23 protein-coding genes are annotated in these 20,443 nt (G+C 70.0%); 9 read left to right on the top strand and 14 right to left on the bottom strand.

All coding sequences use genetic code 11. From position 1 onward, the window contains the following. Nucleotides 1-18 precede the first annotated feature (18 nt). The 5 genes from ICW72_RS03820 to ICW72_RS03800 are packed head-to-tail and all read left to right on the top strand — an operon-like array spanning nt 19 to nt 4,484. A complete protein-coding gene (locus ICW72_RS03820) occupies nt 19-666 on the top strand; it encodes a DUF1285 domain-containing protein (RefSeq protein WP_456300175.1) in 648 nt (215 codons plus the stop codon). Further along, entirely contained in the window at nt 663-1,250 is a 588-nt protein-coding gene (locus tag ICW72_RS03815; RefSeq protein ID WP_191085013.1) for a CoA pyrophosphatase, read from the top strand. Before ICW72_RS03820 ends, ICW72_RS03815 begins: the two co-directional genes overlap by 4 nt. Before the next feature lie 38 nt (nt 1,251-1,288). Continuing rightward, nucleotides 1,289-1,540: a hypothetical protein gene (locus ICW72_RS03810; protein ID WP_191085012.1), complete on the top strand. Its 252-nt coding sequence runs from the start codon at nt 1,289-1,291 to the stop codon at nt 1,538-1,540. Between the two features lie 4 nt (nt 1,541-1,544). Next, a complete protein-coding gene (locus ICW72_RS03805; protein ID WP_191085011.1) occupies nt 1,545-2,714 on the top strand; it encodes a CCA tRNA nucleotidyltransferase in 1,170 nt (389 codons plus the stop codon). 9 nt (nt 2,715-2,723) lie between these two features. After that, on the top strand, nt 2,724-4,484 hold the full coding sequence (locus ICW72_RS03800; protein ID WP_191085010.1) for an ABC transporter ATP-binding protein: 1,761 nt from the start codon (nt 2,724-2,726) through the stop codon (nt 4,482-4,484). A gap of 27 nt (nt 4,485-4,511) precedes the next feature. Here the strand turns inward: ICW72_RS03800 and ICW72_RS03795 are convergent, their stop codons facing one another. From ICW72_RS03795 to ICW72_RS03785, 3 genes are read right to left on the bottom strand one after another with little or no spacing between them, the layout of a single operon-like run. Continuing rightward, nucleotides 4,512-4,853, bottom strand: a complete 342-nt coding sequence (locus tag ICW72_RS03795) for a DMT family transporter (protein ID WP_191085009.1) — start codon at nt 4,851-4,853, stop codon at nt 4,512-4,514. After that, nucleotides 4,850-5,809 (bottom strand): glycosyltransferase family 2 protein, encoded by a 960-nt coding sequence (locus ICW72_RS03790; protein WP_191085008.1) that lies wholly within the window; start codon nt 5,807-5,809, stop codon nt 4,850-4,852. Before ICW72_RS03790 ends, ICW72_RS03795 begins: the two co-directional genes overlap by 4 nt. Beyond that, complete coding sequence (locus tag ICW72_RS03785) at nt 5,806-6,549, bottom strand: class I SAM-dependent methyltransferase (RefSeq protein WP_269749833.1); 744 nt, start codon at nt 6,547-6,549, stop codon at nt 5,806-5,808. Before ICW72_RS03785 ends, ICW72_RS03790 begins: the two co-directional genes overlap by 4 nt. A 179-nt stretch (nt 6,550-6,728) precedes the next feature. On the opposite strand from ICW72_RS03785, the gene ICW72_RS03780 reads away from it, so the two are divergent. From ICW72_RS03780 to ICW72_RS03770, 3 genes are read left to right on the top strand one after another with little or no spacing between them, the layout of a single operon-like run. After that, nucleotides 6,729-7,679, top strand: a complete 951-nt coding sequence (locus tag ICW72_RS03780) for a DMT family transporter (RefSeq protein WP_223880805.1) — start codon at nt 6,729-6,731, stop codon at nt 7,677-7,679. Then, nucleotides 7,663-8,556 (top strand): DMT family transporter, encoded by an 894-nt coding sequence (locus ICW72_RS03775; RefSeq protein ID WP_191085007.1) that lies wholly within the window; start codon nt 7,663-7,665, stop codon nt 8,554-8,556. Before ICW72_RS03780 ends, ICW72_RS03775 begins: the two co-directional genes overlap by 17 nt. Next, nucleotides 8,553-9,434 carry an MBL fold metallo-hydrolase gene (locus ICW72_RS03770; RefSeq protein WP_191085006.1) on the top strand — a complete coding sequence of 294 codons (882 nt, stop codon included), beginning with the start codon at nt 8,553-8,555 and terminating at the stop codon, nt 9,432-9,434. Before ICW72_RS03775 ends, ICW72_RS03770 begins: the two co-directional genes overlap by 4 nt. Here the strand turns inward: ICW72_RS03770 and ICW72_RS03765 are convergent. From ICW72_RS03765 to ICW72_RS03750, 5 genes are read right to left on the bottom strand one after another with little or no spacing between them, the layout of a single operon-like run. After that, a complete protein-coding gene (locus tag ICW72_RS03765) occupies nt 9,417-10,112 on the bottom strand; it encodes an NUDIX hydrolase (RefSeq protein ID WP_223880804.1) in 696 nt (231 codons plus the stop codon). The genes ICW72_RS03770 and ICW72_RS03765 overlap by 18 nt on opposite strands. Then, complete coding sequence (locus tag ICW72_RS20525; RefSeq protein ID WP_223880803.1) at nt 10,105-10,917, bottom strand: nitroreductase family protein; 813 nt, start codon at nt 10,915-10,917, stop codon at nt 10,105-10,107. The genes ICW72_RS03765 and ICW72_RS20525 overlap by 8 nt, the downstream gene beginning before the upstream one ends. A gap of 2 nt (nt 10,918-10,919) precedes the next feature. Continuing rightward, nucleotides 10,920-12,941 carry an acetate--CoA ligase family protein gene (locus ICW72_RS03760; RefSeq protein WP_191085004.1) on the bottom strand — a complete coding sequence of 674 codons (2,022 nt, stop codon included), beginning with the start codon at nt 12,939-12,941 and terminating at the stop codon, nt 10,920-10,922. A gap of 5 nt (nt 12,942-12,946) precedes the next feature. Further along, nucleotides 12,947-14,098, bottom strand: coding sequence for an acyl-CoA dehydrogenase family protein (locus tag ICW72_RS03755; protein WP_191085003.1), 1,152 nt, complete (start codon nt 14,096-14,098; stop codon nt 12,947-12,949). A 1-nt stretch (nt 14,099) separates the two neighbouring features. Then, nucleotides 14,100-15,008 (bottom strand): SDR family NAD(P)-dependent oxidoreductase, encoded by a 909-nt coding sequence (locus tag ICW72_RS03750; RefSeq protein WP_184383112.1) that lies wholly within the window; start codon nt 15,006-15,008, stop codon nt 14,100-14,102. Between the two features lie 143 nt (nt 15,009-15,151). On the opposite strand from ICW72_RS03750, the gene ICW72_RS03745 reads away from it, so the two are divergent. Next, a complete protein-coding gene (locus tag ICW72_RS03745) occupies nt 15,152-15,973 on the top strand; it encodes a sulfite exporter TauE/SafE family protein (RefSeq protein WP_191085002.1) in 822 nt (273 codons plus the stop codon). 11 nt (nt 15,974-15,984) lie between these two features. Here ICW72_RS03745 and ICW72_RS03740 read toward each other — a convergent pair whose 3' ends face one another. From ICW72_RS03740 to sufC, 6 genes are read right to left on the bottom strand one after another with little or no spacing between them, the layout of a single operon-like run. Beyond that, nucleotides 15,985-16,353, bottom strand: a complete 369-nt coding sequence (locus ICW72_RS03740; RefSeq protein ID WP_191085001.1) for a HesB/IscA family protein — start codon at nt 16,351-16,353, stop codon at nt 15,985-15,987. Between the two features lie 16 nt (nt 16,354-16,369). Further along, nucleotides 16,370-16,750, bottom strand: a complete 381-nt coding sequence (locus ICW72_RS03735) for an SUF system Fe-S cluster assembly protein (protein ID WP_191085000.1) — start codon at nt 16,748-16,750, stop codon at nt 16,370-16,372. Next, the gene (sufU, locus tag ICW72_RS03730) at nt 16,722-17,189 is read right to left on the bottom strand and encodes a Fe-S cluster assembly sulfur transfer protein SufU (RefSeq protein ID WP_191084999.1); all 468 of its coding nucleotides are present in this window, start codon (nt 17,187-17,189) and stop codon (nt 16,722-16,724) included. Before sufU ends, ICW72_RS03735 begins: the two co-directional genes overlap by 29 nt. Next, the gene (locus tag ICW72_RS03725) at nt 17,186-18,430 is read right to left on the bottom strand and encodes an aminotransferase class V-fold PLP-dependent enzyme (protein WP_191084998.1); all 1,245 of its coding nucleotides are present in this window, start codon (nt 18,428-18,430) and stop codon (nt 17,186-17,188) included. The genes sufU and ICW72_RS03725 overlap by 4 nt, the downstream gene beginning before the upstream one ends. After that, a complete protein-coding gene (sufD, locus tag ICW72_RS03720) occupies nt 18,430-19,704 on the bottom strand; it encodes a Fe-S cluster assembly protein SufD (RefSeq protein WP_191084997.1) in 1,275 nt (424 codons plus the stop codon). The genes ICW72_RS03725 and sufD overlap by 1 nt, the downstream gene beginning before the upstream one ends. Beyond that, complete coding sequence (gene sufC / locus ICW72_RS03715; RefSeq protein WP_191084996.1) at nt 19,701-20,441, bottom strand: Fe-S cluster assembly ATPase SufC; 741 nt, start codon at nt 20,439-20,441, stop codon at nt 19,701-19,703. Before sufC ends, sufD begins: the two co-directional genes overlap by 4 nt. Between the last annotated feature and the right edge of the window lie 2 nt (nt 20,442-20,443).

Below are 20,443 nucleotides of genomic sequence, written 5' to 3'. Positions count from 1 at the left end.
TGCACGTCAGGGAAGCCTATGCCGCCGGAACGTCGGAACAAAGCTCCGAATGGAGGCACACGGGAGGGAACGGTTCCGGAATGGGCCCGTGGTCCAACCCAGGGCAGCACGCTGACCGGCAAGGGCAGCCCGCCACCCCGCCCCAAACATGATTGCGGCGACCTGGACATGCGGATCGCCCGCGACGGGACCTGGTTCTACAAGGGCAGTCCCATCGGCCGGAAGGAACTGGTCTGCCTCTTCGCCTCGGTGCTCAAGCGTGAACCCGATGGCTCCTATCTCCTCGAAACGCCGGTCGAACGCGGCCGCATCACCGTCGAGGACGCCCCCTTCGTCGCAGTCGAGATGGTCTGGCGCCATTGCGATTGCGGCACCGGCCTCGCCCCCCAGCAGTGCCTCACCTTCCGTACCAATTGCGATGAGGTGGTGACCGCGGGCCGCAAGCACCCCATCCGCATCCAGCTCGACCGCCGCACGCGCGAACCCCGCCCCTATGTCACCATCCGCCCGGGGCTCGAGGCCAAGATCAACCGCGCCGTCTTCTATGAGATGGTGGCGCTGGCCGTGACCGAGCGCATGGACGGGCGCGAGATCATGGGCGTCTGGAGCGAGGGCGTCTTCTTCCCCATTGACGAGGTCACCGCCCTCGACATGGCCGCGGAGTGAGCCCAGGCGAACTGCGCGACCGCCTCGCCCGTCCCGGAGTGTTCGAGGCGGCGCCCGCCATTCCGTCCACGGAGGAACCCGGCGCCGCCACGCGGCTTTGCGCCGTGCTGGTGCCGCTCGTGCTGCATGCCGATGGACCCTCCGTTCTGCTGACGCGGCGCGCGGCGCACCTCTCCTCCCATCCCGGCCAGGTGAGCTTCCCCGGCGGCCGCATCGAGCCTGGCGAGACGCCCGAACAGGCGGCGCTGCGCGAGGCGATGGAGGAGGTGGGCCTCGACCCCCGCTGGCCGGAGCTTGCGGGCCGCATGCCCGTGCAGCGCACGCTGACCGGCTTCGAGATCACGCCCGTCATCGGTCTGCTTCAGCCGGGCTTCACCCTCCAGCCCGACCCCGGCGAGGTGGCGCTGGCCTTCGAATTGCCGCTGGCCACCGTGCTCGACCCCGCCGCCCCGCGCCGCGAACGCGCGGAATGGAAAGGACAGTTGCGCGAATACTGGGTCTGGCCACATGAGCAGGAGTTCATCTGGGGCGCCACCGCCACCATACTCGTTGAGCTCGCGCGGGGCTTGAGGGGGCAGGGCTGAGCGCCGCCCGCGCGTCATTTCTCCAGGGGTTTCCATTCATGGGCGTCGTTTTCGGACTGATCCTTTTCCTGCTGCCCTTCGGCATCTACGCGCTCTGGTGGTATCTCGCGGGGCAGCAGGAGGGCATCACGCCGCCGCCGCTCGTGCTGGGGCTGGCGGGCATCGCGGTGGTGATGACAGTGGGACTTGCCTTCTATTACGGCCTGTCGCGCAGCATTGACCGCGACGACGATTACGTCCCCGCCCGCATCGAGGGCAGCACCCCGCCCCCGGTGCAGCGCCAGCGCTGAGACCGTGCCCGCCCCCGCCTTCCTGGCCGACCCCGCGCCGCGCGCCATCTTCGCGGCCCTGCCGGGCGCGCGGGCGGTGGGCGGCTGCGTGCGGGACCACCTGGCCGCGCTGCCGGTGCACGACATCGACATGGCCGCACCCTTCCCGCCGGAGGAGATCGCCCGCCGCCTCAAGGCCGCGGGCTTGCGCGTCTTCGAGACGGGGCTCGCGCATGGCACCGTCACCGCCGTGCTGGACCGCGCGCCCATCGAGGTGACCTCCCTCCGGCGCGATGTCGTGACCGATGGCCGCCACGCCGAGGTGGCCTGGACCACCGACTGGAAGGAGGACGCCGCCCGGCGCGACTTCACCATCAACGCCATGTCCATGGAGGGCGATGGCACGCTGCACGACCCCTTCGGCGGCGTGGCGGACCTCGCCGCGCGGCGGGTGCGCTTCGTGGGGGATGCGGCCACGCGGCTGGCGGAGGATTACCTCCGCGCGCTGCGCTTCTTCCGCTTTCAGGCGCGTTATGGCGGCGAGGTCCCCGATGCCGAGGCGCTGGACGCCATCCGCGCCGCCGTGCCGGGCCTCGCCCGCCTTTCGGCCGAACGTGTCTGGAGCGAGATCAAGCGGTTGCTGGCCGCGCCCGACCCGCGCGCCGCCCTCACGCTGATGGCAAAAAGCGGCGTGCTGCCCGCCATTCTGCCCGAGGCCGGGGCCCCCACGCGGCTCGATGCCGCCGTGGCGCGGGGCGAGGGGGATGTGCTGCTGCGCCTGGCGCTGTTGCTGCCGGTGGGCACGGACATCGCGGCCCTGGCGCGCCGGCTGAAATTCTCGGGCGAGGAGGCGGCGCGGCTGCGCGCCCTGCACGCCATCGGGACGGTGCCCGCCGACCCCACCGACCCCCGCGCCCGCCGGCGCTTCGCGGCCGAGGTGGCGGCGCGCGGTCATGCCCGGCCGGGTGAGGTGGCCCTGGTGGCCGCCGCGCAGGGACGCCTTGACCTTGCCCCCCTGTTCGACCTCGGCCCGGGGCCGGATTTCCCGCTCCAGGGGCGGGACGCGCTGGCCTTGGGCGTGCCGCCCGGCCCGCGCGTGGGCGCCCTGCTGGCCGCGACCCGCGCCTGGTGGCTGGAAGGCGGCGCCGAAGCGGGGCGCGAGGCTTGCCTGGACCACCTGCGCGGCTTGCTTTAGCCGGGGGGCATGCCTTCCAAAGCCCTGGCCGAGACCGCCTCGCTGCCCCTCATCCGTCGCCTCTGGCGCGAACACCTGGTCCATGAGCGGCGGCGCTTCTTCCTGGCCATGGTCTTCACCCTGGGGCTGGCGGCGAGCACGGCCATCTATCCTATCATCATCCAGCAGGCTTTCGACCTCTTCACCGCGGGGCGGACCGAGGCGCTGGTCTGGCTGCCCCTGGTCATCATCCTGGCCACCTCGGTGCGGGCGGCCTTCATGTATCTCCAGCAGGTCAACCTGCACGGGGCGGCGCTGGGCACCATCGAGCACATCCAGAACGGGCTGTTCGGCGCGCTGACCCGCGCGGACTATGCCACCATCGCCGCCGAGGCGCCGGCGCGGCAGGCCATGCGCTTCACGACCGATGCCGCCGCCATCCGCGAGGCCATCGCGCGCAGCCTGAATGGCGCGGGGGATGCGCTGACCATCGTGGGGCTGGTGGCCTCAATGCTGTGGCTCGACTGGCAACTGGCGTTGATGGCGGCGCTTCTCTATCCCATCGCGGCCTGGCCCATCGCCGTCATCGGCAAGCGGGTGCGGCGGGCGGCCAGGGGCATGCAGGACCGGGCGGGCGACACCTCCGCCTTGCTGAACGAGAGTTTCGCGGCCGCGCGTGTGGTCCGAACCTACCGGTTGGAGGCGCAGGAGGAGGGTCGGGCCCGCCAGGCCTTCGCCGCCCTGCGGGAGAGCCTGCTGCGCATCGTCCGCGCCCGCGCGCGCGTGGACCCTATTCTGGAGGTGCTGGGCGGGCTGACGGTCGCCCTGGTGCTGCTGGTGGTGGGCTGGCGGGTGACCACGGGCCAGGGAACCATCGGCGAGTTCACGGGTTTCGTGGCGGCGGTGCTGATCGCGGCGCGGCCGGTGCGCGCGCTGGGAAGTCTGAACGCCGCTTTGCAGGAGGGGTTGGCCGGGCTCAACCGCGTCTTCGGCGTGATGGACACGCCGCGCCGCGTGACCGATGCGCCCGCGGCACTTCCGCTGCCCGCCGGGCGCGGCGCGCTGCGCTTCGAGGGCGTGGGCTTCCACTACCCGGGCAGCGAGATCCCGGCGATCGAGCGGTTGGATTTCCTGGCGGAGCCTGGGCAGACGGTGGCGCTGGTCGGGCCGTCCGGCGCGGGAAAGTCCACCGCCATCGCGCTGCTGCCGCGGCTGCATGACGCGACGGCCGGGCGCATCCTGTTGGATGGGGCGGATGTGCGGGAGGTGACGCTGGCCTCGCTGCGCGACGCCATCGCCTTCGTGGGGCAGGAGGCGGTGATCTTCGACGACACGGCGCTGGCCAACATCGCCTGCGGCCGTCCCGGCGCCACCCGCGCCGAGGTCGAGGCCGCCGCGCGTGCCGCCCAGGCCCATGCCTTTCTGGAAGCCCTGCCGCAAGGCTACGACACGGTGCTGGGGCCGGGCGGGGGCAGGCTCTCGGGCGGGCAGCGCCAGCGGGTGAGCCTCGCCCGCGCCCTGCTGCGCGACCCGCGCGTGCTGCTACTGGACGAGGCCACCAGCGCGCTGGACGCGGAGAACGAGGCCGCGGTGCAGGAGGCGCTGGCCAGGCTGCGCCAGGGGCGGACCACGCTGGTCATCGCGCACCGCCTCGCCACCGTGCAGAATGCCGACCGCATCGTGGTGATGAATGAGGGGCGCGATGTGGAGCAGGGCACCCATGCCGAGCTGATGGCGGCGGGCGGACTCTATGCGCGACTGGTTCGGACCCAGGCTTTCACGGCCGGATGAAGCGGGGCGCGCCGCCGGTCGGGCGCATCACGCCGTCGCCAGCAGCACCACCCCCGTCGCGATGAGGAAGATGGCGGCCAGCTTCTGCGCCCCCAGTGGTTCCTGGAAGAAGTACCAGCCGATGGCGGCGATCACGACATAGCTCGCCGCCGTGCAGGGCAGCGCCACGCTCATCGGGATGCGGCGCAGCGCCAGGATGTAGAGCAGCGCGCCCGCGCCATAGAAGCCGATGCCCAGGATGGTCTGCCAACGCAGCAATTGCAGGAAGAAGGACATCTGCGCCGCCGCATCCGCGCCGGCCTTCAGCAGCACCTGCCCCACCAGCGAGGAGGAAATGGCCGCGGCCAGGGCCGCCCAGTAGAGGCTCATTCCGCGCGGACCGGGGCGCGCGCCTGGATCACCTCACGCACCACCCCCTGCGGCTTGCCATTGGCCGAGAGGAAGGCGCGGCCGACATATTCGCCGAGCAGCCCCAGCATCATGAATTGCGCGCCGGAGACGAGCAGGATCAGCACCATCATGGACGCCCAGCCCGAGGGCGTGACGAAGAACAGCGCCTCGATCACCACGAACAGCGCCAGCAGGAAGCCCAGCGCCCCCATGGCCACCCCCGCCATGGTCGCGAAGCGCAGCGGCAGGATGGAGAAATTGGTGGCGAGGTTGAGCCACAGCCGCACCAGGCGACGCATGGTGTAGTTGGACCGGCCTTCGGCGCGTGGGTAATGCGCCACCTCGATGGAGGCGATGCGCTGCGTCACCTGCATGATCAGGCCGTCAATGTAGGGGTAGGGGCCGGTGTATTTCACGACCTCCTGCGCCACGAGCGCGCTCATGCAGCGGAAGGAGGAGAGGTAGAGGCCCTTGGGCTTGTCCAGCAGCGAATCCGCCACCTTGTTGGCGAATTTGGAGCCGAGGTTGCGCCAGCCCTCATGCTCCTTCTTGGCGTAGCGCGTATAGACCACGTCCCAGCCGCCCAGCCGCGCATGGTCATAGAGGCGGATCACCTCCTCCGGCGGGTTCTGCAGGTCGTCATCCATGTTGATGATGTAGGCGCCGCGGGCATGGCGCAGCCCGGTCAGCACCGCGTTGTGCTCGCCGAAATTGCGTGCGTGCTCGACATAGGTCAGGGGCACGGTGGCGGTTTCGGCCAGGCGCCGGCAGACATCGCCGCTGTCATCGGGGCTGCCGTCGTTCACCAGGACGATCTCGATGCCGCCCGCGGGCTTCAGGGCGGAGAGCGCCTCCACCAGCTTTCCGACCGTGGCGGCGCCACGATAGACGGGAACGACGATGGAAAGCCCCACGGGGTAATGGGTCTCGGTCATGGCACAGGTCCGGGCTTGCGGGCGGTGGCGAGGATGGACCCCCCGGCGGGGAAGCGCAGCCCCGCGCGAAGCATCGCGGATTCCAACGCGCAGATGCCGCTGAGGCTGCGATCAAGCCAGGGGGGAAAGGGCTTCACGTCGGAGGCGGCGTGGTCGTCGCGCTTCACCAGGCGCCGTTGCAGCAACATGAGTGGCAGCAACAGGCTGTTCCAGTGGCGGGGGGAAATCTCGGCAAGGCCCGCGGCGGCGAGTTTGCCCGCCACCTCGCCCCGCGCATAGCGGCGCGCATTGTGTACCCGCGCGTCATGGGCCGAGCGCAGCCATTCATGGGCGGGCAGGTTCAGCACCAGAAGGCCGCCGGGCCGCAGCACGCGGGTGAATTCCGCCAGCGCCGCGCCTTCGTCCACCGCCGCGTGACAGAGCACGTCCAGGCTTACCACCGCGTCGAAGCTCGCATCGGGGAAGGGCAGGGCGTTGACGGTGCCGGCGGCGACCGCGGCACCGGCCTTGGTGGCGGCGCGACGGGCGGCTTCGGGCGCGTATTCCACGCCGAAGAGGGGCGCGCCGGGCCGCGCGGCGCGCAGCTTCGCCAGCAGCCCGCCCGTGCCGCAGCCCGCATCCAGGATGCGCGCATCGGCGGGCAACGCCGCCAGCGCGGCCAGGGCATGGCCGTGCAAGGTGCGATACCACCACATGCGGTCCTCGACCGCATCCATCAGCGCGTATTCGGTTTGCTCCACGCTGCCCTTGTGTGCCCTGATCGTGGCCAAGACCAGCCCCCATCATGGCGGGGGCAGGGCGGCGTTTCCCACTGATGGACAGCGGGGGGTGCAAGGGCGAAGACTGCCCCCGGACGCGCAGGGCGGGGACATGGCGCAGCAGCATGATGGGGGCCGGGTGAGGGCCTACGGAACGGCGGGTGCCCCGCTTGCGTAACGACCCCATTCCGGGCCGCTCCACCAGCGGCGAGGCGGCGGTGCGCGGGATTGCGCTCGCGGCGCTGGGCTATTTCATCATCACCGGTGCCGATGCCGCGGTGAAGTTCGCCCTGCCCGAGATCGGCGTGGCGGGTGCCATGCTCTGGCGCGGGGTGGTGGGGGCGGTGGCCGTTGCCGCCATCGCGCGCGGCCTGGGGTTGTGGCCGCGCAATGGCCGTCTGGTCCTGGGGCGGTCCTTCCTGCACTGCGCGGTCTCGGCGCTGTGGTACTTTGTCTGGCTGGCGGGCCTCGGTCTCGCGGATTCCTATGCGGTCGCGGCGGCCGCCCCGCTGCTGATGACGTTGTTGGCCATTCCCATGTTGGGCGAATCCGTGGGCTGGCGACGCTGGATCTCCTGCCTGCTGGGCTTTTCGGGCGTGCTGTTCATGCTTCAGCCGGGGGGTGACCTCTGGCGGTGGGAGGTGGCGGTGCTGCTGGTGGCCGTGGTCGGCATGGCCGTCAGCCGCATCTGGACGCGGACCTTGGCCAGCACGGACACGGCGGCCACCATCGCCTTCTGGCTGATGCTGATGCACATCCCGCTCGGCCTCGCCCTGCTGCCGGTGACGGCGCTGTGGCCGGAGGGGCGACCGCCCAACCTCTTCCCCTCCTGGCCGATGTTCTTCCTGCTGCTGTTCTTCGGCGTGTCCAATGCCATCGCGCACCTGCTCTTCGCCCGTGCCTTCGCGCTGACGCGGGTGGCCTCGCTCGCGCCGCTGGAATACACCCCCCTGCTCTGGGGCCTGGTGCTGGGCTTCGTGATCTTCGCGGAGGTTCCGGCCTGGACGACCCTGGCCGGGGCCGCCGTGGTCATCGCCGCCGGCATCTACAACCTGCACCGCGAGCGCGTGCGCCGCGCCGAGGAAAGGGCGAGACATGGCGCTGCGTCATGATGCGAGGCGCGGGGCGCTGCTCATGCTGGGGGCCACCGCGCTGTTCACCCTGATGGGCGCGCTGGTGAAGCTGGTGGGCGACCGCATCCATTTCCTCGAGATCATGTTCTTCCGCAGCGTGCTGGCCCTGCCGGTGGTGCTGCTGATCGTGGCGCGGCTGGGCCAGGGGGTGCGGCTTCGCACCCAGCGCCTGCCGCAGCATGTGGGCCGCGCCATGACGGGCACCATGGCGATGAGCTGCGCCTTCTTCTCGCTGACCGTGCTGCCGCTGGCCGAGCAGACGGCGCTGACCTTCACCACGCCACTCTTCGTCACGCTGCTGGCCATTCCCTTCCTGGGCGAGCGGGTGGGCATCCATCGGTTCAGCGCGGTGCTGCTCGGCTTCGGCGGCATCCTGGTCATCGCGCTGGGGCAGGGGGCCTTCCAGGGCCGCATCGATCCATGGATCGCGCTGGGCATGTCCATCGCGGTGCTGCACGGCGTGTTTTCGGCCATGACGACGCTGCTGGTGCGCAGCCTCTCCGCCACCGAAAGCTCCACCACCATCGTCACCTGGCAGTCCATCCTCATGACCTGCTTCACGGGGCTGGCGCTTCCCTTCGTCTGGGTGACCCCCACGCCCTGGGAATTCCTGCTGCTGCTGGGGGTGGGGCTGGTGGGCGGCATCGCGCAGGTGATGCTGACGGAGGCCTATGCGTCCGCGCAGGTCTCCTCCCTTGGCGCCTATTCCTACACGGGCATCCTCTGGGCCGTGCTGCTGGGCTGGATCTTCTTCGGCGACACGCCCGGCATCGCGACCTTCGTCGGCGCCGGATTGATCGTGCTGGCCGCCCTCTACATCATGCAGCGCGAAATGCGCCGAGGAGTGAAGCGTTGAACGTCCCCTTCCTGCGAGACGACCCCCTCGAATACGGCACGGTGGAGCATATCGCCCCCGGCGTGCGGCGGGTGCTGTGCAACAACCCCTCGGCCTTCACCTTCCGCGGCACCAACACCTACCTGATCGGTGGCGGCAAGTCTGTCGCGGTGCTGGATCCGGGGCCGGAAGATGCGGCGCATCTGCAGGCCATCCTGGCCGCGACCAGCGGCGAGACGATCACGCATGTCATCGTCTCGCACACCCACCGGGACCATTCGCCGGGTGCCCGCGCGCTGCAAGCCGCGACGGGCGCGCCGAGCTACGCCCATGGCCCGCACGCGACGCCGCCGCATGACGGGCAGGAAGGGGGCGACCATGACTTCATGCCCGATGTCCGCGTGCCCGATGGCGGCGCGATCGAGGGCGCGGATTGGCGCCTGACCGCTTTGTTCACACCGGGCCATTGCGGCAACCATCTGTGCTTCGCGCTGGAGGGCACCGGCATCCTGTTCAGCGCCGACCATGTCATGTCCTGGTCCACCAGCGTGGTCAGCCCGCCCGATGGCGACATGCGCGCCTATCGCGACAGCCTGGCGAAGCTGCGCGCGCGCGAGGGGCAGGACAGGCTCTACCTCCCCGGCCATGGGCCGAAGCTGCCCGACCCCATGCCCTTCCTGGATGCGCTGAGCCTCCACCGGCAGAAGCGCGAGGCCCGGGTGATCGCGGCGCTGCGCGAACACGGGCCCATCGCGGCCGAGGCGCTGGTGGGTCCGGTCTATGGCCCGCTCGATCCGCGCCTCGTGCGCGCGGCGGGGCGGAGCCTGCTGGCGCAACTCATCATGCTGGAAGGCGAGGGCGCGGCCATCCGCGAGGGTGAGCTATGGCGCCTCGCTTGAGGGCCATTTGCGTTCCGCGGAAAAGCGATCGCGGCCCTTGATGGCCATAAGCGCGCGGGCGTCGCGCGCCGCCTGGTCCATGGAGAGCCAGGACTGGAATTCCTCCAGGATCATGGCAGTGATCCGCATCACGGGCTGACCGGCGAGGCCTGTGAGCGGGAAGAAGCGCAATTCCTCCAACTCGCCCGAGCCGCGGAGTTCGCCCTGGGCCGCGCTGGCGGGGGCCACCAGGAAGCGCGCATGGAAGCGGATGGGCCGGCCAGCCGGCGTGATGGCGCGGCTGAGATAGTCCATGCAGCCCAGATCCGGCGCGACCCGCCCGCCGCGCATCTCGCCCAGCACCAGCGCGGTTTCCTCGTGCAGCTCGCGCGCGGCGGCGACCGCCAGCGCGCGGGCGAGGCTGGCGGGCGAGGAGAGCCGCAGCATGGCCAGCGTGGGCGCCCGCAACTCGCTGATGGCGGGCGCCTTGTAGTCGGTGCGGTCCACCCGTCCGCCGGGGAAGACCAGCACGCCTGGCATGAAGCGCAGCGCGTGGTGGCGGCGGCCCATCAGCACCTCGGGGCCGGACGGTCCCTCGCGCCACAGAACGAGGCTGGCGGCGTGGCGGGGATGGACGCGACGGCGCGTCACGCCCGCCGCATCGGCACTGCCGGGATTGTCGGCCGTGGGTTCAGTCAAGGGCGAAGCCGCGCGAGCGCAGCCAGGCGCGGAAACCCGCGCGTTCCGGCACCGAGAGCTGGCGGGCGACGTTCTCGGTCCAGCTGCAGCCCTCGGGCGCCGGGCCGTGGATTTCCGGATAGCGCGGCTTGGCCCGTTCGCGCCTTGCGTCATAGGCCGACAGGGCCTGCGCCTCGCCCGAGGCGTCATAGCGTTCGCGGTGGATGGTGACCGAGGGCGGCAGGCGGGCGGAGGGTTCGTTGCGCGCCTCGGGCACGCCCAGCGTCAGGCCGGCAATCGGGAAGACGCCCTTGGGCAGGCCGAGCAGGGGCCCGACCTTCTCCATGTGGTTCCGCACATAGGAGATGGGGCAGGTGCCCAGGCCCGCCGCATCGGCCGCCGCAATGGTCATCCCCATGGCGAGCGCGGCATCCACCGTCGCGTTCAGCACGGTGTCGAGATTGTCATTGGCATGTTCGCGCCCCGCGCGGTCGCAGATGTCGCGGCCACGGCGCACATCGGCGCAGAAGACGAGAAACACCGGCGCCTGCTTGATCCAGGGCATGGTGCCGATCCAGTCCGCGATGGCCGCGATCTTGGCGGGATCGCGCAGCACCACCACCGACCATTGCTGCATGTCGCTCTTGGAGGGGGCCGAGGAGGCGGCGGCCAGCACCGTGTCCAGCAGCGCGTCGGAGACGGGCTCCGCGCGGTAGCGGCGCGTGACGCGACGGTCGAGCAGGGCGCCCAGCGTGTCCGGGATTTCGGCCGGCGGGTCGAAGGGGAGGTGGCCGTAGCGCGCCTCGATCAGCGGTTTCGGGTCCATGCTCACCTCCTCACGATCCAGGCATCGGCGACGGTCACGCCGCTCTCATGGATCATCAGCGGGTTGATCTCGGCCTCCGCGATGCCCTCCATGGCGGCGAGGCGCGAGACGGCGGCGATGGCGTGGGCCAAAGCCTCCACATCGCCGCGCGGCAGGCCACGCCAGCCCTCGATGACGCGCAGCGCCCGCACCTCCGCGATCATGCCGCGGGCCTCGTCGAGGTGCAGTGGCGCGAGGCGAAGCGCCACGTCGCGGTGCAGTTCCGCCAGCACGCCGCCGGCGCCCAGCAGCACCACCGGCCCAACTTCCGGATCGCGGCGGAAGCCCAGGATGACCTCGGCCAACCCCTTGGCCATGGGCTGCGCCAGGAAGCCGGTGATCCGCGCCTGGGGTGCGGCCTTCTCCACCCGCGCGCGCATGTTCAGCATGGCCGAACGCAGCGCCGCCTCATCGGGGATGTTGAGCGCGACGCCGCCCACCTCGGTCTTGTGCGCGAGATCCGGCGAGAGGATCTTCAGCGCCACCGGATAGCGCAGCCCCTCGGGCGGCGTGTCGCTGAAGCGGGCATAGTCCGTGCGCAGGCCGAGGGCCGCGAAGACCTCGCGCGCATCGGCCTCATCAGGCCTTTCGGGCAGCGTCACTTCGGGCGCGGCCATGTGCGGGGCCGGCAGCGGCGCGCGCCAGTCGAGGAAGGCGCGCATGGCATCCGCCAGCGATTCAGGCGTGCGGAAGGCGGGAATGCCGGCCTCGGCCAGCAGCCGCAGCGAGGCATCGGCCTGGGGCACGAGGAAGGCGGCCACGGGCTTCGCATCGCCCACCGCGTCCCGCCCGCGCACGATGCCCGCCACCGCGTCATGCGGCCGGAACTGCGCGGAGGAGCCGATGACGGGCACCACCACATCCGTGTCCCGCGCGGCGGCGAGTGCCACGATGGCGGCCTCCACCCGGTCGGGCTTGGTGCCGGCTAGCGTCATGTCCAGCAGTCGGCCATGCGGGTGCATGTCCACCGCGTGCAGCTTCGCGGTGGCGTGCGCGTCGGGGATGCGCGCCTCGATGCCGGCCACGCCCAGCGCGTCCACCGCCATGGCGCCGCCGCCGCCGGTGGTGGTCATCACCGAGACGGCGCGGTGGGTGGATACATGCGGCTTGCGCCCCAGGACCAGGGCGGGAAGCTCCAGAAAACTCTCCAGCATGGTGGCGCGCAGGATGCCATGCGCACGGAAGAAGGCTTCGGCCGCCATGTCGCTGCCGGCCAGGGCGCCGGTGTGGCTGGTGGCCAGCTCCGCCCCGTAGGGCGAGCGGCCGAGCTTGTAGGCGATGATGGGTTTTCCCGCGCGGTGTGCTTTCCAGGCGGCGTGCGCGTAGTGCTGCGGCTCCCGGATGGCCTCCAGGAAGAGCATCACCGCGTCCACGCCTGGCTCGTCCACCAGCATGGCGGCAATTTCGCCGGCGGTGAGGTCGGCCTCGTTGCCCGTGGCGATGAGGTGCGAGAACCCCATGCCCCGCGCGGCCCCGCGCCCCATGATGGCGCCCAGCATGGAGCCGGACTGGCTGACGAGGGCGAGGCGCCCGGCGGGCAGCGTCTCGGCTTCGAGTGCGGCGTTCACGCTGGCCGCGATGCGGGCCGGGATGTTGATGATGCCCATGGAATTGGGGCCGAGCAGGCGCAGCCCCGCGGCCTTCGCGGCCGCGACGCAGCGGTCCTGCAAGGCCTGGCCCTCCGGCCCCGCTTCCGCGAAGCCATCGGCCAGGATGCAGGCGACCTTGGCCCCCTTGGCCGCCACGGCTGCAAGCTGCGCTTCCACCTGCTGCGTGCCCAGCAGGATATAGGCGAAGTCGATCTCGCCCGGGATGTCCTCGACGCGCGCGAAGGCGGGTTCGCCCAGGATTTCGCTGGCACGCGGGTTCACCGGGAAAAGCTCACCCTGATAGCCGTGCCGGCGCAGATAGATCTGCGCCCGCGCGGTCAGGCGGGCAGGGTCGCCGGAGGCGCCCACCAGGGCGATCCGGCGGGGCTCCAGCAACGCCTTCATTTCGGCGGACGCTGTGAGAATGTCTGCCCGAACACGCCTTCGGCGATGCGGTTCTTCATCACCTCCAGGCTGCCGCCCGCGATCATCCAGCCGCGGGTGCGGCGCACGCAGTATTCGATGAGCAGGTCCTTCGAATAGCCCGTGCCGCCCATCACCTGCATGGATTCATTGGAGGCAAGCCAGCCCGCCTGGTTGCAGGCATATTTGGCGATGGCGACTTCCTGTGCGTCCGGCAGGCCGCGCCCGGCATTCACCGCCGCGCGGTAGAGCAGCAGCCGCGCGGCATCGAGCGCCACGCGCATCTCGGCGAACTTCCATTGCAGGCCTTGGAATTCCATCAGCGGGCGGCCGAACTGCCGGCGCGTCATGGCGTGGTCGCGCGCCGCGGTGAAGCAGTATTCGCCCAGCGCCAGCGCCCGCGTCGTATTGCCCACGCGCTCCACATTGAAGCCGCCGATCTGCTTCTTGAAGCCGCCGGGGCCCAGCAGCACCATCTCGGGCGGGATGTAGACATTGTCGAAGTAGAGGGCGCACCACTCCTCATCGTTCATGTAGAGGCTGGGCTGGCCGAGGCTGAACCCCTCCATGCCCCGCTCAACGAGAACGCTGCCGATGCCGCCCACGCCAGGCCCGAAGCGGCAGTAGATGACGAAGACATTGGCTTCCGCGCTGTTGGTGGTGAAGACCTTCTGGCCGTTCAGCCGGAAGCCCTCGCCATCCGGCGTGCAATGCGTCTTGAGGTCGGTGAGCGCCGAACCCGCGTCGGGCTCCGTCATGCCGACCGCCGCCACGGCCTCACCGGCCAGAAGCGGCTTGAAGAACCGTTCCTTCTGGTAGGGCGAAGCGTATTCCGCGAAGGTGCGGAAGGCGCCGAAATTGCCGGCCTGCAGCACGTCCGCGCTGCGCGGGCAGACCTGCGCGATCTGCTCCATGGCCAGCACCGCGTCGAAGACGGTGCCGCCGGCCCCGCCATCCTCCTCGGGCAGCATGATGCCGAACAAGCCTTGTTCGGCCATCAGCTTCGCGACATCCCACGGAAAGCCCACCGTGTGGGCGCGTTCCACCGCGCCCTTGGCGAGGTGGCGCTCGGCGAAGCCGCGCACCACCTCCTGGAAGGCCTTCTGCTCCTCGTTGAGCTCGAAGTTCACGTCACACGGGGTCCCAGCTGAACACGTCGCCCGAGCGCTCCATGGGCACGAAGTTCGCACGGAAGGCCGGCAGCGCGACTTCCGCGATCTTCTCCGGCGTCCAGCCGCTTTCGCTGTGGACCGAGCGGATGGGGCGGTTCTGGCTGAACAGGAACAGCTCATGCATGCGGGGCGCGAAGATCTGGCCTGTCACCTCCTTGGCCGCGTCCGAGGCCAGGAACACCGCGAGCGGCGCGTTCTTCTCCGGGCCCATCCGCATGATGCGCTCCACGCGCGCCTTCTGCTCCGGCGTCTCGGCGGGGATGGAGCTGGTCATGCGCGACCAGGCGAAGGGGGCCAGGCAGTTCGAGCGGACATTGTAGCGCTTCATGTCCAGCGCGATGGACTTCGACAGCGCCACGATGCCGAGCTTGGCGGCGGAGTAGTTCGCCTGGCCGAAATTGCCGATCAGCCCCGAGGTCGAGGTGATGTGGACGAAGCTGCCGCTTTCCTGCTTGCGGAAATGCTCGGCCGCGGCGCGGCTCATGAAGAAGCTGCCGTTCAGGTGGACGTTGATGACAGAGAGCCACTCCTCCGGCGTCATCCGGTGGAAGATCTGGTCGCGCAGGATGCCCGCGTTGTTCACCACGATGTCCACGCGGCCAAAGGCATCAATGGCGGTCTGGACGATCTTCTTCGCATTCTCCCACTCGGAGACGCTGTCGGTGTTGATGACGGCCTGGCCGCCCTTCTGTTCGATGATGGCCTTGGTCTGCTCGGCCGGGCTGGTCGAGAAGCCCTCGCCGCCCAGCGAGGCGCCGATGTCGTTGATGACGACCTTGGCGCCGGCTTCCGCCATGGCGACCGCGATCTCGCGCCCGATACCCCCACCGGAGCCCGTGACGATGGCGACCTTGTCCTTGAGCATCATGTGGCCATTCCTCCTGCCTGTGTTCGCGCGGAGGCTAGAACGCCATGCGCCACGCGGGAAGGTGGGGGCCGCGCCTTGCGCTATGCGACGGGTGTCGGGAGGGTTACAGGACCGGCGCGAACACAACCTGCCGGGGACGCGCGATGTATGATGTGGGGTGGCTGATGGCGCTTGCGGCGGCCATGGTGGCGACGGGCGTCGTCTCCGGGACGCTGGCGGGGCTGCTGGGCGTGGGCGGCGGCATCGTCATCGTGCCGCTGCTGTTCAACGTCTTTCCCTTCTTCGACATCCCGGACGCCATCCAGATGAAGCTGGCGGTGGGCACCTCGCTCGCCACCATCATCCCCACCTCCATCGTCTCGGCGCGCAAGCACCGCGCCACGGGCGCGATGGACGAGACGCTGCTGCGCTCCATCTGGCTGCCCATGATGCTGGGTGTGGCCATCGGCACCGCACTGGCCGTGCATGTGCGCGGCGAAGGGCTGACGGCCGTCTTCGCCGTGGTCGCGCTGCTGGTGGCGCTGAACATGGGCTTCACGGGCGTGGATTTCCGCGTGGCGGAGAAGGTGCCCGAAGGCCCGCCGCGCGCGGCACTCGGCATGGGCATCGGCAGCGTGAGCGCGATGATGGGAATCGGCGGCGGCACGCTGGGCGTGCCGATCCTGTCCATGTTCGGCCACCCCATCCGCGCGGCGGTGGCCACCTCCAGCGTCTTCGGCCTGATCATCTCGGTGCCAGCCACCATCGGCTTCATCTGGGGCGGCTGGAATGATCCGAATCTGCCGCCCTGGTCGCTCGGCTATGTCAGCCTGATCGGCTTTGCGCTGATCGTGCCCAGCTCCATCATCGCCACGCCCTGGGGCGTGAAGCTGGCCCACACCATCAAGCCGCTCTGGCTGAAGCGGGCCTTCGCGCTGTTCCTGGCCGTGACCAGCCTCAGGATGTTCTACAGCCTCTTCAGCTGAGGCCGCGCGCCTCAGACGTGGAAGCTCTCGCCGCAGCCGCAGCGGCCCTTCTCGTTCGGATTCACGAAGACGAAGCCGGCGCTCATCGGCTTCACCTCGTAGTCCATGGTGGTGCCGAGGAGGTAGAGGGTGGCCTTGCGGTCCACCAGGATGGTGATGCCCTTGTCGGTCACGCGCTCATCGCCCGGCCCTTGGCTTTCCACGAAGCTCAAATCATAGGCCATGCCGGAGCAGCCCTTCGTCTTCACGCCGATGCGCAGCAGCTTGCCGGCTTCCGCCTTGTCGTAGAGGCGGCGCAGGCGTTCGGCAGCCGCCTCGGAGAGGGACATCAGGGGCGGCAATTCCCGCTTCACGCGCGGGGCTTCGGTGGTGGTGCTCATGACGGCACTCCCTTCATCAGAACATGTTCAGCGCGAGGCGCGCATCCTCGCTCATCCGCGACTGGTCCCAGGGCGGGTCCCACACGATCTCGACCTGGCAATCGGTGACGCCGGGCATCTGGCGGATGGCCTCCTCGGCCATGGAGGGCAATTCCTGCGCCGAGGGGCAGGAGGGGGTGGTCAGCGTCATCTCGACCTTCACGCGCCCGCCCTCCTCCAGCTCGATCGCGTAGACGAGACCGAGTTCGTAGATGTCCACGGGAATTTCGGGGTCGAAGACGGTCTTCAGCGCCTCGATGACGCCCTCTTCGGTCACGGCCGGCAGGGTTTCGCCCTCCGGGGTCCAGCTTCCGTGGCTGGCGGCCTGGTCACTCACTGCTCGCCTCCTTCGATCCATCCAGCGCGGCGTCGAGCGCGTGCCACGCGAGCGTGGCGCACTTCACCCGGCTGGGAAATTCATGCACGCCCGACAGGGCGGACAGCCGTTCCAACGCCGGTGTGCTGCCATCGCGCACACCGGTCTTCGCCATCTCGCGCAGGCGGGCGCCCATGGCGCGGGCCTCCCCGGGCGTCAGGCCCGGCACCAGCTCCGTCAGCAGCGAGGCGCTGGCCTGGCTGATGGCGCAGCCGCGGCCGATGAAGCTGGCCTTGCTGATATGGCCATCCGCCAGCGCCAGGAAAAGCTCCACCCGGTCGCCGCACATCGGGTTGTCACCGCGGGCGGAGGCGTCGAAGACCTCCATGCGGAAATGGTTCCGAGGCTTGCGGCCATGGTCGAGGATGACCTCCTGGTAGAGGTCCCGCAATTCCTCGAACCCGGCCGCCTGCCCCGTCATGCGAAGAATTTCCGCGCGGCGACCAGCGCCTCGGCCAGCGCGTCGATTTCCTCGGCGGTGGTGTAGAGGCCGAAGGAGGCACGGGAGGTGCCGCCCTCCAGCCCGAAGCGCGCATGCAGCGGCTCCGCGCAATGGCGGCCGGCGCGGACGCAGATGCCCCGCCGGTCGAGGAAGGTGGACAGGTCATGCGGGTGCGCCACGTCCAGGGAGAAGGCGAAGACGCCGCCCCGGTCCTGCGCCGAGCCCAGCAGGGTCAGGCCGGGCACCTGGGCGAGGGTGGCGGAGGCGTGTTCCACCAGCGTGCGCTCATGCGCCTCGATGGCCTCCATGCCGATGGCGTTCACGTACTCGATGGCCGCCAGCAGGCCCGCCGCCTCGATGATGGCGGGCGTGCCGGGTTCGAAGCGGGCAGGGGGCGCGGCCCAGGTGGAGCCTTCCAGCGTGACCGTCTCGATCATGTCGCCGCCGCCCTGGAAGGGAGGCATGGAGTCCAGCAATTCGCGCTTGCCATAGAGCACGCCGATGCCGGTGGGCCCGTACAGCTTGTGCCCGGTGAAGGCGTAGAAATCCGCGTCAATGGCGCGCACATCCACGGCGCGGTGGACCGCGGCCTGGCTGCCGTCAAACATGACGCGGGCGCCGGCCTCATGCGCCATGCGCGCGATGCGGGCGGCCGGCGTCACGGTGCCCAGCACATTGGACATGTGCGTGACGGAAACGAGCCCGACATCGCCCTGCGCGAGGTGCCGGGCATAGTCGTCCAGGTCGAGTTCCCCCGCATCGGTCACGCGGATGAAGCGCAGCCCGATGCCGAAGCCCGCATCGCGCAGCATTTGCCAGGGCACCAGGTTCGCGTGGTGCTCCATCTCCGAGACCAGCACCACCTGCCCGCGCTTGAGCAGCGCGCGGCCGAAGCTGTGCGCGACAAGGTTGAAGGCCTCGGTGGAGTTGCGGGTGAAGACGATTTCCTCGGGCGTCGCGGCACCCAGGAAACGCTGCGCCGCCTCGCGCGCCGCCTCGAAATTGGCGGTGGCGACCTCACTCAGGTGATAGGCGCCGCGATGGACATTGGCATAGGCCGTTTCCATGCAGCGCGTCATCGCCTCGATCACGGCGCGCGGCTTCTGGGCGGAGGCGCCGCTGTCCAGGAAGACCAGTGGCTTGCCGCGCACCTGCGTGCCAAGGATCGGGAAATCCTGGCGGATGCGCGCCACGTCCAGCCGGGCGGGGAGGGCGTCCATCACACCGCTTCTTTCTGCCACCAGCCGGAGATGGCCTCGGACAGCGCCTCCTGCGCGAGGGGGTTGATCACGCCCTCGATCGCTTCGGTCAGGAAGGCCTCGACCAGCATGGCGCGGGCGGTGCTGGCCGGGATGCCGCGTGCGCGCAAGTAGAAGAGCTGCGCTTCGTCCAGGGCGCCCACCGTCGCGCCATGGCTGCACTTCACGTCGTCGGCGTAGATTTCGAGCTGCGGCTTGGCGTTGATCTCGGCATCGTCCGAGAGCAGCAGCGCCTGGTTCATCTGGTAGCCATCGGTGCGCTGCGCGGCCTGTCGCACCAGGATCTTGCCCTGGAACACGCCGCGCGAACGCCCGGCCAGCACCGTCTTGTAGGTCTGCCGGCTGGGGCAGTCCGGGGCTGCGTGGTCGAGGAAGGTGGTGGTGTCCGCGTGCTGCCCCTCGGCCACCAGCTGCGCGCCATTCATGTGGCAGGCGGCCTTGGGGCCTTGCAGCGCCACATGGATCTCGTTGCGGACCAGCCGCCCGCCGGCATTCAGCGTGAAATTGTCATAGGTGCCGCCGGCCTGCACCGTGGCCAGCACGGTGGAAAGCTGAAAGCCCGCGCGACCCTCGCGCTGGATGCGGACATGCGTGAGTTCCGCCCCCTCCGCCACCGCGATCTCATAGACCGGGTTGTGCAGATAGGTGGCCTCCGCCTCGCCCAGGCTGGTGTCGATCAGCGTGAGCCTGGCGCCTTCGCCGAGGCGGATCAGGTGGCGCGGATGGAAGGCAATGGCGCGGCCGGCATGGGTGGCGAAGGAGAGCAGTTCCATCTCCCCCGCATCCACGCCCGCCGGCACGTCCAACACCAGCCCATCCTCGAACAGCATGGTGTTCAGCGCCACGATCGGCAGGGTCTGCGCCAGCGCGCCCAGCCGGCCTTCGGTGGCGTCCAGCGCCTCGGCCAGCGGCGCCGCACCCGCCGGCAGTTGCGACAGCGCGGACGCGAAGCGGCCATCCACAAAGACGGCGCGGTGCGCGGCGCGGGCGGGCGGCAGGGCAGGGGCCTCGTCCGCCAGCGTCAGCGCCTCGGTGAAGCCAAGCTGCGCCAGCACGCCGAGATCCGTGTAGTGCCAGGCCTCGATGCGCCGGCCGGGCAGGCCCTGGGCGCGGAAACTCTCGGCCGCTTCGGCGCGCAGCTTCGCCACCCAGGGCGTGCGGCCGCCAGGCAGGCGTTCGCGCAGGCCCTCAAAGCGGCCCAGGAAGGAAGCGGCACCGGTCACCATGGTGTTCATGCCGCCACCTTCGCGTAGCCCTCCGCCTCCAGCTCCAGCGCGAGCTCGGGGCCACCGGTCTTCACGATGCGCCCGCCCATCAGCACATGCACGCGGTCGGGCGTGATGTGGTCCAGCAGGCGCTGGTAGTGGGTGATGACGAGCGCCGAGAAGCCCGGCCCGCGCATGGCGTTCACGCCATCGGCCACGATCTTCAGCGCGTCGATGTCGAGGCCGCTGTCGGTCTCGTCGAGGATGGCGAGCTTGGGTTCCAGCAGCGCCATCTGCAGCACCTCGTTGCGCTTCTTCTCGCCGCCGGAGAAGCCCACATTCACGTTGCGCTTCAGCATGTCCTCGCTCATCTGCAGCGCCTTGATCTTGGCGCGCGAGAGCTTGAGGAACTGCATGGCGTCCACCTCCGCCTCGCCGCGCGCGCGGCGGATGGCGTTCAGCGCGGTGCGGAGGAAGTTGGCATTACCCACGCCGGGCAGTTCCACCGGGTACTGGAAGGCGAGAAACACGCCCGACGCCGCGCGCTCCTCCGGCTCCATCGCCAGCAGGTCCACGCCGTTGAAGGTGGCGCTGCCGCCCGTGATCTCATAGCCCTCACGCCCCGAGAGCACGTAGGACAGGGTGGACTTGCCCGAGCCGTTGGGGCCCATGATGGCGTGCACCTCGCCCGCCGGCACCTCGAGGTTGATGCCGTTCAGGATCTGCTTGCCGTCGATTTCCGCGGTCAGGTTCTCGATCTTCAACATGG

Source organism: Roseococcus microcysteis (assembly GCF_014764365.1).
GTDB lineage: Bacteria > Pseudomonadota > Alphaproteobacteria > Acetobacterales > Acetobacteraceae > Roseococcus > Roseococcus microcysteis.
This window is presented reverse-complemented; position numbering and strand designations above follow the sequence as displayed.

Excerpts from the sequence above, each read along its gene's own strand:
- ICW72_RS03820 (WP_456300175.1), top strand. The coding sequence starts at position 19 with ATGCCGCCGGAACGTCGGAACAAAGCTCCGAATGGAGGCACACGGGAG.
- ICW72_RS03810 (WP_191085012.1), top strand. The coding sequence starts at position 1,289 with ATGGGCGTCGTTTTCGGACTGATCCTTTTCCTGCTGCCCTTCGGCATC.
- ICW72_RS03800 (WP_191085010.1), top strand. The coding sequence starts at position 2,724 with ATGCCTTCCAAAGCCCTGGCCGAGACCGCCTCGCTGCCCCTCATCCGT.
- ICW72_RS03795 (WP_191085009.1), bottom strand. The coding sequence starts at position 4,853 with ATGAGCCTCTACTGGGCGGCCCTGGCCGCGGCCATTTCCTCCTCGCTG.
- ICW72_RS03790 (WP_191085008.1), bottom strand. The coding sequence starts at position 5,809 with ATGACCGAGACCCATTACCCCGTGGGGCTTTCCATCGTCGTTCCCGTC.
- ICW72_RS03775 (WP_191085007.1), top strand. The coding sequence starts at position 7,663 with ATGGCGCTGCGTCATGATGCGAGGCGCGGGGCGCTGCTCATGCTGGGG.
- ICW72_RS20525 (WP_223880803.1), bottom strand. The coding sequence starts at position 10,917 with ATGGACCCGAAACCGCTGATCGAGGCGCGCTACGGCCACCTCCCCTTC.
- ICW72_RS03750 (WP_184383112.1), bottom strand. The coding sequence starts at position 15,008 with ATGATGCTCAAGGACAAGGTCGCCATCGTCACGGGCTCCGGTGGGGGT.
- ICW72_RS03745 (WP_191085002.1), top strand. The coding sequence starts at position 15,152 with ATGTATGATGTGGGGTGGCTGATGGCGCTTGCGGCGGCCATGGTGGCG.
- ICW72_RS03740 (WP_191085001.1), bottom strand. The coding sequence starts at position 16,353 with ATGAGCACCACCACCGAAGCCCCGCGCGTGAAGCGGGAATTGCCGCCC.
- ICW72_RS03735 (WP_191085000.1), bottom strand. The coding sequence starts at position 16,750 with ATGGATCGAAGGAGGCGAGCAGTGAGTGACCAGGCCGCCAGCCACGGA.
- sufU (WP_191084999.1), bottom strand. The coding sequence starts at position 17,189 with ATGACGGGGCAGGCGGCCGGGTTCGAGGAATTGCGGGACCTCTACCAG.
- ICW72_RS03725 (WP_191084998.1), bottom strand. The coding sequence starts at position 18,430 with ATGGACGCCCTCCCCGCCCGGCTGGACGTGGCGCGCATCCGCCAGGAT.
- sufD (WP_191084997.1), bottom strand. The coding sequence starts at position 19,704 with ATGAACACCATGGTGACCGGTGCCGCTTCCTTCCTGGGCCGCTTTGAG.
- sufC (WP_191084996.1), bottom strand. The coding sequence starts at position 20,441 with ATGTTGAAGATCGAGAACCTGACCGCGGAAATCGACGGCAAGCAGATC.